15 protein-coding genes are annotated in these 16,676 nt (G+C 59.3%); all 15 read right to left on the reverse strand.

The genetic code is table 11. The features are described 5' to 3' along the window. Positions 1–767 (reverse strand): type VI secretion system Vgr family protein (locus A6013_RS09985; protein ID WP_139128223.1); only part of this gene is annotated, 767 nt, incomplete at its 3' end. A 64-nt stretch (positions 768–831) separates the two neighbouring features. Beyond that, entirely contained in the window at positions 832–1,242 is a 411-nt protein-coding gene (locus A6013_RS09990) for a hypothetical protein (protein WP_223824753.1), read from the reverse strand. Positions 1,243–1,521: 279 nt separating this feature from the next. Beyond that, on the reverse strand, positions 1,522–2,943 hold the full coding sequence (locus A6013_RS09995; RefSeq protein WP_069732998.1) for a serine/threonine-protein kinase: 1,422 nt from the start codon (positions 2,941–2,943) through the stop codon (positions 1,522–1,524). Positions 2,944–2,967: 24 nt separating this feature from the next. After that, entirely contained in the window at positions 2,968–5,583 is a 2,616-nt protein-coding gene (gene tssH / locus A6013_RS10000; RefSeq protein WP_069732999.1) for a type VI secretion system ATPase TssH, read from the reverse strand. A gap of 35 nt (positions 5,584–5,618) precedes the next feature. Continuing rightward, entirely contained in the window at positions 5,619–6,662 is a 1,044-nt protein-coding gene (gene tssG / locus A6013_RS10005; protein WP_069733000.1) for a type VI secretion system baseplate subunit TssG, read from the reverse strand. Further along, on the reverse strand, positions 6,659–8,530 hold the full coding sequence (gene tssF / locus A6013_RS10010) for a type VI secretion system baseplate subunit TssF (RefSeq protein ID WP_045260272.1): 1,872 nt from the start codon (positions 8,528–8,530) through the stop codon (positions 6,659–6,661). The genes tssG and tssF overlap by 4 nt, the downstream gene beginning before the upstream one ends. 2 nt (positions 8,531–8,532) lie before the next feature. Further along, on the reverse strand, positions 8,533–9,096 hold the full coding sequence (gene tssE, locus A6013_RS10015) for a type VI secretion system baseplate subunit TssE (protein ID WP_028013485.1): 564 nt from the start codon (positions 9,094–9,096) through the stop codon (positions 8,533–8,535). Further along, positions 9,089–9,901: a type VI secretion system accessory protein TagJ gene (locus A6013_RS10020; RefSeq protein ID WP_069733001.1), complete on the reverse strand. Its 813-nt coding sequence runs from the start codon at positions 9,899–9,901 to the stop codon at positions 9,089–9,091. Before A6013_RS10020 ends, tssE begins: the two co-directional genes overlap by 8 nt. Positions 9,902–9,910: 9 nt before the next feature. Then, complete coding sequence (locus tag A6013_RS10025; protein ID WP_063437358.1) at positions 9,911–10,909, reverse strand: hypothetical protein; 999 nt, start codon at positions 10,907–10,909, stop codon at positions 9,911–9,913. Between the two features lie 16 nt (positions 10,910–10,925). Further along, positions 10,926–11,723 carry a PP2C family serine/threonine-protein phosphatase gene (locus A6013_RS10030; RefSeq protein WP_023336024.1) on the reverse strand — a complete coding sequence of 266 codons (798 nt, stop codon included), beginning with the start codon at positions 11,721–11,723 and terminating at the stop codon, positions 10,926–10,928. Next, positions 11,720–13,480, reverse strand: a complete 1,761-nt coding sequence (gene tagH / locus A6013_RS10035; RefSeq protein WP_069733002.1) for a type VI secretion system-associated FHA domain protein TagH — start codon at positions 13,478–13,480, stop codon at positions 11,720–11,722. Before tagH ends, A6013_RS10030 begins: the two co-directional genes overlap by 4 nt. Positions 13,481–13,566: 86 nt before the next feature. Further along, positions 13,567–13,920, reverse strand: coding sequence for a T6SS amidase immunity protein Tai4 family protein (locus A6013_RS10040; RefSeq protein ID WP_048960690.1), 354 nt, complete (start codon positions 13,918–13,920; stop codon positions 13,567–13,569). Continuing rightward, the gene (locus A6013_RS10045; protein WP_069733003.1) at positions 13,917–14,408 is read right to left on the reverse strand and encodes a type VI secretion system amidase effector protein Tae4; all 492 of its coding nucleotides are present in this window, start codon (positions 14,406–14,408) and stop codon (positions 13,917–13,919) included. Before A6013_RS10045 ends, A6013_RS10040 begins: the two co-directional genes overlap by 4 nt. A 58-nt stretch (positions 14,409–14,466) precedes the next feature. Further along, entirely contained in the window at positions 14,467–14,949 is a 483-nt protein-coding gene (locus A6013_RS10050) for a type VI secretion system tube protein Hcp (protein WP_008502640.1), read from the reverse strand. Positions 14,950–15,174: 225 nt separating this feature from the next. Then, complete coding sequence (gene tssC, locus A6013_RS10055) at positions 15,175–16,674, reverse strand: type VI secretion system contractile sheath large subunit (RefSeq protein ID WP_006810956.1); 1,500 nt, start codon at positions 16,672–16,674, stop codon at positions 15,175–15,177. Between the last annotated feature and the right edge of the window lie 2 nt (positions 16,675–16,676).

Raw genomic sequence — 16,676 nt, forward strand, 5'->3', positions numbered from 1 at the left:
TACACGTCGATGCTGCCCGGCTTCGGCGACGCCGGGTTCTGCTGGGCCTGGAACAGCCACGCGTTCGGCTTGCGGAAGTCATAGTCGTCGAGGCTGTAAATCCCCGGCGTCACGCTGTCCTCCAGCGCCCACTGGCTGATGCCCTCTTCATCCGTACTGCCGCCGGACGGCGTCTGGTGGTAAGGAATGACCTCGTAGCCGCTGAACGGCTGATGCTGCGTGGCGGCGTCGGTGAGCACCAGGGTGTGCTTGTCCGCCCCATGGCGGAAGTGATACGCAATCCCCTCCAGCTCCATCAGGCGGCTGATGAAGTCCAGGCTCGACTCCTGATACTGCACGCAGTAGTCCCAGACCCGGTAGCTGCCGGTGAGCTTATCCTCAACGTTAACCTGATGTTCGCCCAGTAAGGTTTTGACAATCTGCGGCACCGTCTGCCCCTGGAAAATACGCAGGTTGCGGTCGCGCTTCATCGGCCACAGGTCCGGCTCCACCGTCAGCTGGTACACCGCATAGCGGGTGCCCGTCAGCTCAACGGCGCTCACCGCCACGCGGGTAATCTTGCCGTTAATATAGCGGGACGTCAGCAGGCTCTGCGTCGGGATGGTCACCGTGACCGGCTGGCCCAGCAGCTTACTGCGGTCAATGCGCGCGTCCGTGCCGAGTACGGTCAGCGTCAGCGCGAACGACTCGGACATCGCCTCGCGGCCCGTCAGTTTCCAGAACAGAAGCCCCTCCACCGGGAGCTGAACGGTAATTCGGTTGAGCATAATCTTTATTCCATTTAGCTTATGCGATGCAAAAAAGCGGGTCGCATCTCTGATAAAGCATCATTCAAGAAAGGGGCTTTTCCCGCTCGTTCATCCAAAAAACAAGAGAGTAGATTTTCAGTGACTCTGATGTGACAAATAACCCTACATTCAACCAGACGTTTGAAATTCCAAACACGCTTACTAAAAGAGGGAAAAATGAGACTGAACATCTGAATGAAATCAAACGAAATAATTCCTGAGCAAGAGCAAATTTGACTGCGCCGTTCTTTCGTTTGAAGAATAACCAGGCCGAAGCAAACAAAGAGAGTAGTAAAAGTAAGTCAAGCACAAAAAAAAGCATGACCAAAATGCTGAAACCATCACCTGCAAAATAATTCAACGAAGCACTAAATGCTTTTGCGTCAGAAAGAAATGGGATTCTGTTGTGGCGTACTGAATTCGCGCAATAAATTAAAATTGCGAGAAGATCCATACTTCCCCAGAAATACCCTGATTTACTCTTTAAATGAGCGACATTTTGTATATACACGTAATTAACACTGACAAAAATGGAATTCCGCATCTTCGCTTCAGCTAACTCTCCGGGGTCGGAGACAAAAGGGCCTGTCGTTTTTCACTGACGGTGGTCAATTAAGACCACCGCTACTAAGCCAACTGAGCTTTCAATCCTAAAGCGATTTTGTACATAAAGAGGAGAGACGCTCTTCGAACACCTTTGGAATAAGTCTCTGGCCTTGAAGATCGTGCATTACTAAGGATTCACCAGCCAGGTGCCCGGCTTGCTGATATCCAGCGTCTGGCTGCGCGTTCTCCCGTTGCCCTGCAGTTCAATCTTCGCCTCTCCGGCTGGCAGCTTGAGCGAGGCATAGCCGTTGGTCGCCGGACGCAGCGCTTTTGGTTCGCCGTTCACTTTCAGCGTTTCACCGTCCTGGATACGGATATAAACCAGCGCGACCGGGCTGGCGTCGGCAGGTGGTGGCGTCTGTTGCGCCGTCGCTGGCTCGCTCACCGTCGCCGTTTCTGGCTTCACCTCTGGCGCGTTCGCGGCAGTTTCTGTCGGACGCGTCTCTGACGGAGCCTGGGCAGCCTGCTCAGGCGCATCATTCCCACCGCTGAACAGCATCGCCCCGGCGACAACGCCCACCAGCACGCCCGCGGCAACCATGCCCGGGATCTTATAGCGACGCCAGTCGAGCACCGAAGCTGGCTTCTCTTCCTCAACCGGAACCAGCATGGTGCCGGTCTTTTTGGCGGTGAGCACGTCGTTGATCCCGGCGACCGGCATCTCAATCAGCGCCGCGAATTCGTCGATAGACTGCGGACGGTCCTCCATGTGCAGCGCCAGCGCGCGGTCGATGGCCTGCAGCAGCGGGATGGAGTAGCCCTGCGGCATGATTTCCACCAGCGGCTTACAGGTGTCCTGGATGGAGCGCACCACGCTGACCGGCGGCGGAGAACCCACAATCAGGGTACGCAGCACCGCGCCGAGGGCGTAAATATCCGTCCACGGCCCCTGCTCGCTCTCGTTGTCGTCGGTGTACTGCTCAATCGGCGCAAAGCCGGGGCGCAGCATGGTTTCCGTTTCGTCGGAAAGGTTACCGATGGTGCGGCGCGCGGAGCCGAAATCGAGCAGCACCGGCAGGCCGTTATCCTGGATCTGAATATTATCCAGAGAGATATCACGGTGCAGATAGCCTTCGTCGTGGATGGTCTTGATCGCGCCGAACAGCATCGGCAGCGTGCGGCGGATCCAGGCCTCGTTGATCAGCTCCGGTTTTTCTTCGCGCAGGCGTGAAAGCGTGGTGCCGCTATAAAACAGCGTCCCCATGTAAGCCGTGTCGTTTTGCACCCAGAAACGCAGGACGTGCAGCAGGTTCGGGTGGTTAAAACGCGCCAGCAGACGCGCTTCCTGAATAAAGCTGTTCAGGCCCGCGGAAAATGCTTTGCCAAAGCGCTCGCTGCGCAGCACCAGGGTCATGTCGTCGCCGCGCACGGCGAGCGAGGAAGGCATAAATTCTTTGATAGCGATAGTGCGTTCGAGCTGGTGATCCCACGCGCGATAGACAATGCCAAAACCGCCGCCGCCGATCACCTCTTTGATTTCAAACTCGTTGAAGCGGTACCCGACCGGGAGCGCGTTTGGGACAGTCCGATTGTTATCATTATCCGTCATCTTTTACAGTTCTCTTGATGATTATTACGCGGCAAACTGACAGTGAAACTCGCCCTGCTCGCAGGTGACATGCAGGCGTCGGAACTGCTCGTCGCTGCGGCTGGCGGTAAGTAAGATCTGGCTCATCTGAGGCAGCAGGGTGTTAGTCAGAATAGCATCCACCATGCGGCCCCCGGACTCCACCTCGGTGCAGCGCTGAACAATCTGTTCCACCACGCTGTCGTCAAACTCAGAAATAATGCTGTGATTCTCTTCCAGACGACGCTGAATGCGCTTGAGCTGCAGGCGCACAATCTGCCCGAGCATCTCGTCGCTGAGCGGGTAGTACGGCACCACCAGCAGGCGGCCCAGCAGCGCCGGCGGGAATACTTCCAGCAGCGGCTGGCGCAGCGCGCCACTTAACGCGTCAGGCTCCGGCATCAGCTCCGGATCGGCGCACATGGCGCTTATCAGCTCGGTACCCACGTTGGACGTCAGAATGATAATGGTGTTACGGAAATCAATGTGGCGCCCCTCGCCGTCCTCCATCCAGCCTTTGTCGAAGACCTGGAAGAAGATCTCATGGACGTCCGGGTGCGCTTTTTCAATTTCGTCCAGCAGCACCACGCTGTAAGGGCGACGGCGCACGGCCTCGGTTAACACGCCGCCTTCACCATACCCTACGTATCCCGGAGGCGCACCTTTTAAGGTGGAAACGGTGTGCGCTTCCTGGAACTCGCTCATGTTGATGGTGATGACGTTCTGCTCGCCGCCGTACAGAGATTCCGCCAGCGCCAGCGCGGTTTCGGTTTTCCCGACGCCGGACGGGCCGCACAGCATAAAGACGCCCACCGGTTTGTTCGGATCGTCGAGCTTCGCCCGCGAGGTTTTCACGCGGCGGGCAATGAGATCCAGCCCGTGACGCTGGCCGATAACGCGCTGGTTCAGCGTATCGGCAAGGTTCAGCACCGCGTCGATCTCGTTTTTCACCATCCGGCCCAGCGGGATCCCGGTCCAGTCAGAGACGACTGCGGCGACCACGTTTTCATCTACCGCCGCAAACAGCAGCGGCTCGTCACCCTGTAAGGCGTTCAGCGCCTGCTGCTGCTCCGCCAGCTGGCTGCGCAGCTCGGCGGTCTCTTCCTCGCCCGCCGCAAACAGCGCGGCGCGCAGGCGGATAATCTCCTGCACCAGGCCGCGCTCTTCTTCCCAGCGCCGGGACAGGGCTTCGCGTTTTGTTTCATACGCGTCGCGCTCTGTGATTAATGCCGTTACGCGGTCGGCCTCACCGGCGCCGACGCGCGCTTCGCGTTCAGCAATTTCAATTTCCACGTCCAGCGCGGCAAGATGGCGCAGGCAGTCTTCCAGCTGCGCAGGGGGCGCGCTCTGGCTGACGGCCACGCGGGCGCAGGCGGTGTCGAGCAGCGCAACGGCTTTGTCCGGCAGCTGACGCGCCGGGATATAGCGATGGGACAGCTTCACCGCCGCGCTGACCGCTTCGTCGAGCAGCAGGACCTGGTGGTGCGTCTCCAGCGGCGCCACGGTGCTGCGCAGCATCAGAATGGCTTTCGCTTCGTCCGGCTCGTGAACCTGTACGGTCTGGAAACGACGGGTCAGCGCCGGGTCTTTCTCAATGTACTTTTTGTATTCCGCCCAGGTTGTGGCACCGATGGTGCGTAGCTGACCGCGCGCCAGGGCCGGCTTCAGCAGGTTCGCCGCATCGCCGGTTCCCTGCTGGCCGCCTGCACCAATCAGAGTGTGGATCTCATCGATAAACAGAATAATCGGCGTGGCGCTGGACTGGACTTCATTAATGAGCGCCTGCAGACGGGCTTCAAACTCACCTTTCATGCCCGCGCCTGCCTGCAGCATGCCGATATCCAGCAGCCACAGCTGAATATTTTGCAGCGGCTCCGGCACGTCGCCGTCGGCGATACGCAGCGCCAGCCCTTCAACGACTGCGGTTTTGCCGACCCCGGCCTCCCCGGTCAGCAGCGGGTTGTTCTGGCGGCGGCGCATCAGGATATCCACCATCTGGCGGATCTCCTCGTCGCGCCCGACAACCGGGTCAATCTTCCCGTCGCGGGCGCGGGCGGTCAGGTCCTGGCCGTACTGGGCCAGCGTACCCTGAGCCGCCGGGACCGCACCCGCCGGTGCATCGACGGCGGCAGCGGCCTGCTGCGTCTCTTTACTGTTGCCACAGATGGCGTCGAACTGCTCGATCAGCACTTCGACGTTAAGGCGGGTGAACTGCGCCGAGATGCTTTTCAGCACGTTGGCCAGATTCCAGGTCTTGAGGATGCCAATCAGCAAATGGCCGCCGCGAATGCGGCTGACGCCAAACTTCAGCGAGCCGAAGACCCAGGCGCGCTCCACGGCGCTGTCGATATGTTCGGAGAGATCGGAAACGGAACTTGCGCCGCGCGGCAGAGCGTCCAGCGCCGCCACGATATCGCGCGTTAGCTGCTGTTCGTCGAGGGCAAAATGGCGGATGACCTGCTGCAGATCGCCATCCTGCTGCTGCATCAGCTGATGCAGCCAGTGCACCAGCTCAACGTAGGGGTTGCCGCGCAGCTTGCAGAAGGCAGTCGCGCTTTCCAGAGAGGTAAATAACAGCGTATCCAGTTTGCCGAAAAGCACGGCACGGCTAATTTCTGACATGTTCGGTTCCGTTGATAACAATGCGTTAGAAAAATTTATCGCTCTGCGCGATACACCAGATCGCCACGCGGGACAGGCTGCGGCTGATGCCCCAGCCAGGTGTTAAAGCCTAATCGCCCATCGCTGCCGAGCGTGGTGCCCTGCACCGCGTCTTCACGCAGGATCACCCGTGTTTCCCATTCAAACTCAATTCCCGCGTACTGGCGCACCCAGTCGCGCAGCTCGGTGACCCACGCTTCGCCCGGCAGAAAGCGGTTGTACTCCTCCGCGCTCAGCGGGCCAATCTCGATACGAAACTTATGCTGCACGTCGCGGACGGCGACGCCGAGAAAAGCGGATTCCCCCATGCGCGGCATGCGGCGTCCTGCTCCCAGCTGCGCCTGCTCGCGGGTGGAGAGCGGCATCCACTGCGGCACGTTGCTCACCAGCTTAACCGGCGCTTTAAAATAGCTGCGCAGGATCTTCTCCAGCCCTTCTGGATCCCGCCCGTGGCGGGTCAGGTGCCCGGCGTGGGCAAAGCGGGCATGGGCGCTCAGGCTGCCCTTGTTCATCTGACCCGGCTGTCCCATGCCGATCAGCGACGCCAGGTAGCCCTCAAAGCGCTTATTGTCGGCGCGATCGAGGGAAACGGCAGGCTGCGCATCCGCCCAGGCGCGGTAAAACAGCAGCGCCAGACGATGATGGAACAGATCGGCAAACGCGCTGAGGCTGGTGTCCTGGTGATGATGAATCCGCTCGCGGGCGTACTCGGTCATATGCACCGGCAGCGGGCCGTTCGGGCCAAACAGGCCAAAGCTGAGGATCGACACCTCATGCAGCCCGCTTTCCTCACGCTGTCGCACCTGGGCCAGCGTCGACGGCGCAAAGCTCATTGAGGGCTGCTGGCCAATGCGCAGCGGCTCAAATTTCGGCAGCGGCGCGCGGCCCAGCGGGTAGCGCTCGCCGCCCTGGGCATCAATGCGCCTTAACAGCTGAAACAGATCGTAGCGCCAGGGCGTCTCGCGGACCCCGTGCCAGAACGTATCCGGCAGCTTCGTCAGGCGATGCACGCGCAGCGGTGCGGTGGCAGCGTCACTCATACCAGCGCCCTTTTACCCATGCGCGGCGCCCAGTAGCCTATCTCGCCGCGCTGCTGACTCTTCAGGGTGAACTCGGTGAAGCTGTTGATGGAGACCAGACGGGCAAAAAGGCGCTCCATCACGCTGCCGAAAAGCCACGGGCTGGCGCCGGAAAAGGCTCGCTCGTCCACCGTCAGGGTGATGCCAATTCCGCGGGCGAAAACGACCGGGCCGGGTTCAGGCACGCGGCGGTGTACCGGCTCCAGCACGCAGTGGCGAACCCCCTCCACCTGACGCGCAACCGGCGTTTCGGCCAGGTTGGCGTACAGACCTAACAGCTGGCGCAGCGCCGCTGCCCCCTCTTCATTTTCGCTGTCCATCAGGCTGAGGTAGTTCATCTGCAGCTGGCTGATGAGCCGCCAGGTGCTGAACCCTTCCGCCAGCGCCGGACGCGGCGGCGTCGGGCCTTTGCGCAGGGTTAACCCCTTCACCGGCATGGAGTCGGCCATAATGAACTGCCCGAGCTCCTGCTGGAGCATCAGCGGCAGGTCGCGGCTGGTACAGAGCACCTCGGCAGAGATGTAGCGCAGGTTTTCCTGCCACGGGGCATGCTGTTCATCCACCAGCGAGACAAAGACCTCCGAGCCGATATAGCCGGTACGGGTGCCGTAACGCAGGGCGTGTTCGGAGAGCACGCGCTGTTCCCGGCGCAGGGAAAAATAGGCCCCGTAGTTGCCCGCGTCGCCGCTCCAGGTACTCCAGAATGGACGAAACGTCTGGTCGTCGCGCTGGCCGTCGGCGCTGCCAAAAATTTTATTTACCGCATAAATTTCGTAGTCCAGCGGACGGATGTTATCGACCACCAGATGGTATTCATGCTGGCCTTCATTCAGCTTCTGCCGGGCCGCCACTTTCGGGAACAGGTTGATGACCGGCGTGCAGTGCAGCGCCAGATGGCTGGCGTCGACCACGCGCTCCAGCTGTTCATCCGACTTATCCAGCAGAATGAAGATATCGAAGGCTTTTTCGTTTTCGCAGCGCTGGATAAGCGTGCTCAGACCGCTCAGGCTGATAAAGCGGAAGCGGGCCGGAAACGCAAAATACTCCTGCAGCAGACGGTAGCCGTCAAAGTTGCGCAGATCGTCCGGGAGGAGCGCCTGGTCCGGCGCAAAGCCCTCCTGACGCAGCGCATCCGTTGCCAGCAGCTGTCGCTGCGGCTGCGGGCTGACCGTCTGGCAGACGATCCCGGCGTGGTGCTCCATCACCAGCTCCAGCAGCTTCAGCGCCTCAATGTCCGGGCCGCTAAGGAAAAACTCCAGCCGGTCAAAATTCAGGTGCCCAAGGTTTTGCGGGCCGTCGCAGGCAATGCGGATCCGCAAGGCGCTGTTGATCCCCCGCTGGCTTAAGCCGAGCTGCGCCAGCGGCAGGTCAGCGGGCACGCCGCCGAGCTCCACTTTGTCGATTTTCAGCGGCAGCAGATTGACCTCGTGCGCGGTGGTATAGCTGCAGGTTACGCCGGTTTTTTTCAGCGCCAGGCTGTCCATCATGGTGCCGCGAGGCACAATAAAGCCGTTGCTCAGATCGCCGCGGCTGCTGTCGGGCTCAATTTCCGCAATCGCCATGGAAGGGGTGGGCGCGAGGTAGTTCGGCGCGATCATCTCCAGCAGACGCTGGGAGAAGCGCGGAAACTCCGCATCCATTTTCATCTGCACGCGGGAGGTCAGAAACGCAAACCCTTCCATCAGGCGTTCGGTGTACGGGTCCGCCACTTCGATGCCGCGCATGCCCAACCGCCCGGCGACCTTCGGATAGCGTTCGGCAAACTCGGCCCCCATTTCGCGCAGGTAGGCCAGCTCACGGTTGTAATATTCGAGCAGTTTACTTTCCATGATTACCCCGCATCTTTCAGTTCAAAATGGCCGTTTTCCAGATCGACATCGGTGCGAAACAGAAACTCCAGCGGGTACGGCACACACCATAAGCGCCCTTTAATCTCGATGGAGAGCACGTTGTGCAGATCCAGCGAGGAGGTATCCGACACGCAGCGGACCTGCAGCCCCTGCGGCAAAATGCGCGGTTCAAAATTGATGATGGCCTCGGTGAGCTTGCGCTGAATGTCGTGCCATTCGATATCCGACATTCTCTTCCCGGCCAGCGGCGCGACGCCGAAGTTAACCACCGAGCGGCTCACGTGCGGTAGCGCGCTTAAATCGCCGGAGGCATCGTGGTTGATGGTGTTAAACAGCCACTGCAGATCCCGCAATACGTTACGACGCAGCGCTGCGTGGGTGATCAGGTTGCTGTTGGCCGGCTCGCGTTTTTTTTCCGGGTCGTTATCGGTGAGGCGATCGAGCAGCGAAGGCTGCATTTTGTCGCGCGCCCCCACCTTCTCCTGCCTGCTGCGGGCTTGCCAGCCGCTGCGCAGCAGATCGCCTTCGCCAGCGGGATTACTCATCGGCTCCATCCGTCGCAAACGACACGAGGCTTAACGACAGCAACGGGCTTTCGCTTTGCTCGCTGAGCCAGGCTTTCTGGCCCATCCCTTCGTACAGGGTGCCGTCCTCGTCGAGCGGCTGCCACTCGGTAGTGCGGCCCAGTTTGATCGCATCCGACGCATCGGCAGCAAACGGGTAACGCGCCGGGATCTGACATACCTGCTCCGTACCGTCGGTCAGGCGCACCAGCGCGTGACGCCAGACCAGATCGGTCACGCTGGCAGGCGCCTGGAAACGAATCTCGGCGATAGCGTTAAACGGCAGCCAGAAATAGCGGCCGTTCACGATGGTTTCGCACACCGGGCCGAGACGGGCATCGCCGTCCATCAGCCAGTCAAACGCCTGAACCTCATCATTTTCGAGGGTGAAGTGACCGGGAGTGGCCTGCGCCTGGTCAAGCGCTTCAAGGCGCAGCGACCGGGCACGCTCGCCCTCCTCGCGGAGCGCCGCGGCCAGGGTGGTCAGCCACGGCCACTGAGTTTCAGGCATAGCCGGACGCGCCTGCCCCGCCATCACCTGTGCGCGCTGCAGCTCGCCCTGAATGGACTGCTCCAGCAGCGTGACGGTGGGTTTCGCCTGCGGCTTCAGCGCCAGCCAGCTTTTCAGCTGGGTCAGCGCGCGCGTCCCGTTGCCGCTGAGGATTAAAAACTGCACGAACGCGGCGCGGAGGTCTGCATCTGCCGGACGGGCTTTGATCTCCGCTTCAAGACGCGCCAGCGCGTCGTTGAGCGTTTCACCCGCCAGGTGTTGATAGAGCGTATTCATAGCCATTCCTTAATTCGCCGCGCGCCAGGCGCCTACTGCCGGATCGCGCAGCTGAGGACGCAGGGTATCAATCAGAACGATATTCAGCGGGGTGCCTGGGGCAACCCAGGCGCTCCAGGTTTTCTTTACCGCCGCAATACGCGCCTGCAGTTTTGCATCGTCGCTGGCGGTCTCGCGGGAAATTTCTACCGCTACCGTGCCGTTGCTCTTCCAGCTGTTCAGGGTGCTGTCGTAAGGCAGGATCATCCAGCTCTGATCGCTGTCTGGCGTGCTGAATACCATGCGCTCTTTATTGACGGAGGTGATCAGCGCGTTTTCCGGATCGGCGCTCTGATTCAGCCCCATCACCGGGAAGCCGTGAATGTACGTCACCGCCATCTCTTTCTGCCCGCCGTTGCGGGACTGAGAGATAACGGTGTGACCGCTCAGCCAGCTGCCGTTACCGCAGCGGGTAGTATCAGAATCCGGAATAAAGAGCGCCGGAGCGGACGCGCCGCCCTCCCAGAAGGTGCGCAGGTGGCAGCCATCCTGCAGGGTAAACTCCTGCCACGGCGTGCGGTCGGCGGCAACGGTGCGGGAAGCCACATTCTGATCGGGTGGCAGTAACGCGCCGCTGGCTGGGGTTGCGGTGACGGTCTCGGCAGGCGCGGCCTGCTGCTGTTTCACCACCAGCGCCCAGTCCTGCGCTTTAGCTGCCGTGCCCTGCGCCAGCGTCGTCCCCTCGGGATCGTTGAGCGTCCAGCTGAGTTTATTCACTTTGCTGCACTGGTGTTCCAGCAGCGAGCCAAGACGCGGCACAAAGTTTTCCAGCACGGAGACGTCTTTCTTGCCGTTCGCCACAATGCGCAGCGCCACCTCAGGCTTACACCAGCTTTGCGGGGTGTTGTCTTTGATGTTGTCGATCCAGATATCCAGCTTCTGCGCAGGAGACTGCACGATGCGGAAATTTTCAGCCTGCGCGGTGGAGGTCGCCGCCAGAAGTGCCAAACCCGATAGCCAAAGTTTCATATCGTTCCTTGTGTGTCTAATCAGTTCCGCAGGGAAGAAATTGTGCTGCATCAGAGAGGGTGTGCAGCAAAGTGGTGTCCTGAGGGTTGCCCATCCATACCGCCAGGGCGGTATAGTTATCCTGCGCATTCCCCTCCTGCTCGCCATTCTTTTGAATGATTTGGTTCATTAAGGTCAGCCACTCCTGCGGCGTATTGACCATGTGCAGCGACTGCTTCATTTGCTCTTCGCTGACGCCGTGCCAGAACCCGTCCGTGCAGAGTAAAAAGGCATCGCCGTCTTCAACCTGCACCACGTCGCTGTAGCTCGCTTCCGGTCCGCCGTTTTCAATTCCCAGCGCCAGATAAAGCAGGTTGCTGTTGAGATCGTCCGTCTGATGCCCGGCATCCTTCATCTGCTGCACCAGACTGTGGTCCGTGGTGACGTGCCACAGCCACCCCCGGCGAAACAGGTAGAGGCGGCTGTCGCCGGCATGCGCCCAGTACGCCAGCCCGTAGTCCCGGTCAATGAACAGGCTGACCAGCGTCGTGCCCATCCGGCGATAGTCCTGAACGGCCTGCTGTTCGCTCAGAATGGTGCGATTCGCCGTCTGCACGTAGTCGCGGATATGCTGTGCGTTGAGGTGCTTGTCGCCATCGAAGCGGGAGATAATGCTGTTACGGGCCAGTTCCGCGGCGACTTCACCACCGGGCAGACCCGCAATGCCGTCGCAGACGACAAAGCAGGCTGAGCGTTCCCCTATGGTTTCTCCCGTCTGATCCTGGTTGCTGGCGCGCGTCCCCTGGCGGGAGAGAGAAGCGGTTGCGATATTCATTTGTCTTCCGATCCGCTCTGTGAGTCTTTGTACTGATTCACCTCCATGTCATACGCATGAAGGAAGGCTTCGCCGAACAGGGTGTGGAAGTCATCCTCAATCTCGCCCGCCGTCTCGCCATAGCTACGAACAAAATAGTCCCACAGGGCGGCTTTGCGGCTGCCCGGCAGCGCCAGACGCGAGGTCATGCCGTTCTGCTTCGCCTGCTCCTCCAGCTGTTCCGGGTTAAAGGACTGCAGCATCGCGGCGATGATGGCGCGGATACCGGAGATCATCCCCAGCTGGTGCGCCTGCAGGTCGATCAGCGCGTCGCGCACCGATTTGGTCGGCGGCATAAAGCCCGGCATCGGGGTGCCGAACATCTGAATTAAGACGGTTTTCCCGGTCGGCAACAGCTTGAACGGGTTGTTGGCATCGTCCAGCACCATGGTCATATCGGCTTTTACGCCGCGTTTCAGGATGGAGCGCGACGAGAGCAGCGCCACGGTGCCCTGCGAGAACATGCCGAGAATCTGCCCCAACTGACGCATATTTTCCCGGTCAAACTGCGGAACAGGCTGCATTTCGCTCAGGCCCATACCTTCAAGCAACGCCTGCAGCAGCTCGCCCTGCAGCACTTCACCCTTCTCGCCATTATTCGGGCTGGCGGTTGGGGATGCCGCGTTATTGACCGGGTCGATGCGCAGGCGCCCCTTCGGTGCCTGAGCGCTGCTGCGCGCAACGGCCTGCGGCGTAGGCATGGTGAAGCCTGCGTAATCCGGCCGCGCCGGCTCTTCTTCACGTGGCGTTTCCTGCGGCTCTGGGGCGAACAGCGGAGAATCGGCAAGCACGTCCTCTTCCTGCTCCGGTTCAGGCGTTGATGCTGGCTTTTCGTCTGCAATATCATCCGGGTGGGTTAACGGTGCTCCGCCCATCAGCCCGAGCGGGTCATCATTGCGCGCGGCTGGCGCGCTGGCCTTTCCACCGAACAGCGCCAGCGGGTCAAGCTCGTCCGCCGCGTCTTCTTTAGGGGCGGGTTGCCCCTCAACCGGCGGCACCAGCGTGGAAGGCGTCACGTCGTCAAAAATGCTCTCTTTTTTGAACAGCGCTTCGTCGCTGAACAGGGTGTCCGGGTCGACGTTCTTGCGCTCAAGCGTTGGATCGCTGTCGTTGAACATCGCCAACGGATCTTCGGCGTTACGCTCCGGCGCGGCGGGCTGGGAGAAGGGATCCTGTGAGGCCGCAGGCTGCGGTTTTGCGCGGTTGCTGGAGATGCTGTCGGAGATGGAGAACTCCTGCATCAGGCTGTCCCAGATTTCGGAAGGCACGGCGGTCGGTTCCGCCTTCCCGCGTGGCGCGGGGTTAGCAGGCTTCGCTTGCGCTGCGGGCGCAGCGGGTGCGGCTGTCGGACGTGACTGCTGCTGCATGCTGGCCGCCATGCGGCTCACCGGCTGCGTGTCGTGGATCAGTTCAGTCACTTCAATACGGTAGTCATCAATACCGAGAATGTCGCCATCCTGCAGTTCAACCTGACGTCCGCGCTCCAGCGGAATATCGTTTAATACCACGCGGGTGACGCTGCCACGGTTGGTGACACGGCATTCGCCCTGAGCGTCAACGTGGACAATGGCCTGCAGACGCGAGATGGTGCGGTCATTGTCCGGCAATACAAGATTGTTATCCGTACCGCGCCCAATGGTGCCGCCCGGGGCGTAAAAATCACAGCTGCTTTGCGGCGGCTGATGACCGGGTTTCGTAGAAATAATCGTGAATCGCATGGCGTATTCCTGCTGGTATGATTAGCGCTCAAACGCTGCCGCTCTCGGGGCGAGAACGGCGGCGTTTGGGGCCGCTTCCACTGCTTCTATTTTGCGGTTTTGAGCGGACGAATCGCGTCGCTGTTGGCGATTAAGCTGCACTTTAAAACCTGATATTGGCCCGGTTCAGTACCGCCTATCTTCTCTTTCAGAGAAGAAACAATGATCTGGTCAGCTTTTTCAAAATTTTCAGCAGGGAGATTGCTTGCTTCCAGCCAGGCGGCCGCGCTGGCCTCTGCATCATCTTTCAGACTTTTACTGTCCGCGATCTTACTGATGCAACGGTTTTGCACCCAATTTTCAAAGATTTGTTGCTGAGAAAAAGCGCTGACGGCAGGCAGATTTTGGGCATAAACAGCAGAGGCATTGATAGCCAATACCAGCAGTAATAAACGTTTCATTTCAGGCTCCAGAAGGTGGCGTTGGTCGGAATAAACGAACCATTACCCGGTGAGCCGAGGAAATGGCAATCATCAGAGCAAATATTTCCATTCCAGAGTGTGACATGACCGGTTGCGTCGCTCCAGCCGTGCCCGGTAAAAATGATAATGCCTTGCTTGCCTGCAAATTGCGCAGGCGTTGGGGAAGAGACCGACATATCTGCATTGCCCAGTACCGTGGGTAGAAATGCAATCATATCTTTAACGCGGAACATATAGCGCTTTTTGTCGTTCCCGGTCACTGTCGCATATTTACTGTTAGAAGGAATCGGAATGCCACAGTAATTTAAAACGTAACTCATACGAATTGGGCAGGCATTTTTAAAAATACCGGCGTCGATATTATGCTGAACTTTTCCACCCAATAATGTGCCAACCTGTTCTACATTTACGTTCACTTCTCTGAATCTGTTCCAGGCGGCACCAAAAGCAGGACGCATATGAGACATCTCGTTTCTCCTTGATAAGAAGCTCAGGGTAAAGTGAGCCCTTTCGGGCCCACTATTATTATGCTTCTTTGTTTTCTTTGATATTCCAGCCAGCGCTGCTTTCAGCACCTTTACCACCCGACGTGGTCTGCTCCCAGTACTGCTGTTTCACTTTCGCAGCCTGGAATGCATAGGTCACACCCACGGTGTCGCCGTTGTCTGCACCGGTGTACTGAACGGAAGTCACCAGCACATCTTCCAGCGTAATGCGGGAGTATTCCACCTGCTGACCGCCCGCTTTACAGACGGACAGCTCAACCTTAGTCAGGTGTTTACCGCTGGCGCAGTGTTTCAGGATAGCGGTGGTGGATTTGTCGATCAGCGCGTTAACGTGCAGGTCGTTAAAGTTAACTTTACCGGCACCGCCGCCACCGCCAACGCTCATATTACCTGGCTGGGAAGCGCCCCAGGAGAAGGAGGTAATATCAGTCCAGCCGGTGTGGTTAGAATCTTTAGATTCGCCCGTAACACCCTCGACCTTCAGAAACATATCAATAGCCATAATATCTACTCTTCGTGGATGAACAATATTGCTTTCGAAAAAGCACTTATATGGCAAACAGGAAAGCATGGGGCTGAATAAAACCGTCCATATTTTACCTCTGCCTCATATCAAATGACCCGTGTCATTTGACAGTCTTACATTCCTCCGAAATAACGGAATGAATGTGAAGTCATTATTACCGTTCCAGCCGTCTTTCTTGCCGGCCCGTGCAAGATGTTGCTCTTACGCGTCTTTCGTCTTCAGCGACGGCAGCTTAGATACCAGACGCAGGGAAACGGTCAGACCTTCCAGCTGGTAGTGCGGGCGCAGGAAGAACTTCGCGGCGTAGTAGCCCGGGTTGTCTTCGATTTCCTGCACCTGCACTTCCGCAGCCGCCAGCGGTTTACGGGACTTGGTTTCCTGGGAGGAGTTAGCCGGGTCACCGTCGACGTAGTTCATCACCCAGTCGTTCAGCCAGCGCTCCATCTCTTCGCGCTCGCGGAAGGAGCCGATTTTGTCGCGCACGATGCACTTCAGGTAGTGGGCAAAGCGGCAGCAGGCGAACAGGTACGGCAGACGAGACGCCAGGCGCGCGTTGGCGGTGGCATCCGGATCGTGATACTCGGCCGGTTTTTGCAGAGACTGCGCGCCGATGAAGGCGGCAAAGTCGGAGTTTTTACGGTGAACCAGCGGCATAAAGCCGTTTTTCGCCAGCTCGGCTTCGCGACGATCGCTGATGGCGATCTCGGTCGGGCACTTCATGTCCACGCCGCCGTCATCGCTCGGGAAGGTGTGGCACGGCAGGTTTTCCACCGCCCCGCCGGACTCCACGCCGCGAATCGAGGTGCACCAGCCGTACTCTTTGAAGGAACGGTTGATGTTGGCGGCCATCGCATAGGCCGCGTTCGCCCACGAGTAGCTGTTGTGGTTTGCACCGTCGGTCTGCTCTTCAAAATCGAAGCTGTCCACCGGGTTGGTGCGAATGCCGTACGGCAGACGCGACAGGAAGCGCGGCATCACCAGCCCCAGATAGCGGGCGTCTTCGGATTCACGCAGTGAACGCCAGGCGGCGTATTCGGTGTTCTGGAAGATCTTGGTCAGATCGCGCGGGTTAGCCAGCTCCTGCCAGGACTCCATCTGCATCACGCCCGGCGCGGTACCGGTAATGAACGGACAGTGCGCCGCAGAGCCAATGCGCGCCATTTCCCCCAGCAACTCAACGTCCTGCGGGCTGTGGTCGAAGTAATAGTCGCCGACGATGCAGCCAAACGGCTCGCCGCCGAACTGACCGTACTCCTGCTCGTAGATTTTTTTGAAGATCGGGCTCTGGTCCCAGCCCACGCCCTTGTAGCGCTTCAGGGTGCGGCCCAGCTCCTGCTTGGAGATACTCATAAAGCGGATCTTCAGCATCTCGTCAGTTTCGGTATTGTTGACCAGGTAGCTCAGGCCGCGCCAGGCGCTCTCCAGCTTCTGAAACTCTTCGTGGTGAATGATCTGGTTCACCTGCTGCGAGAGCTGCTCGTCGATACCGGCAATCAGGTTCTGAATGGTGCGGTAGGTGTCGTTCGAGAAGGTAACGGTATTTTCCAGCGCCTGCTGCGCCAGAGTCTTGACCGCACTCTCCACGGCGGAACGCGCCTGATCGGTTTTCGGGCGGAACTCTTTGTTCAGCAGCGCGCTGAACTCATCCTGGCTGAACGCCTGACCCGCCTGCTGATCGTGTTGTTGAGTCTGGTTGCTCATTG

The organism is Enterobacter sp. IF2SW-B1 (genome assembly GCF_001743375.1).
Classification (GTDB): domain Bacteria; phylum Pseudomonadota; class Gammaproteobacteria; order Enterobacterales; family Enterobacteriaceae; genus Enterobacter; species Enterobacter bugandensis.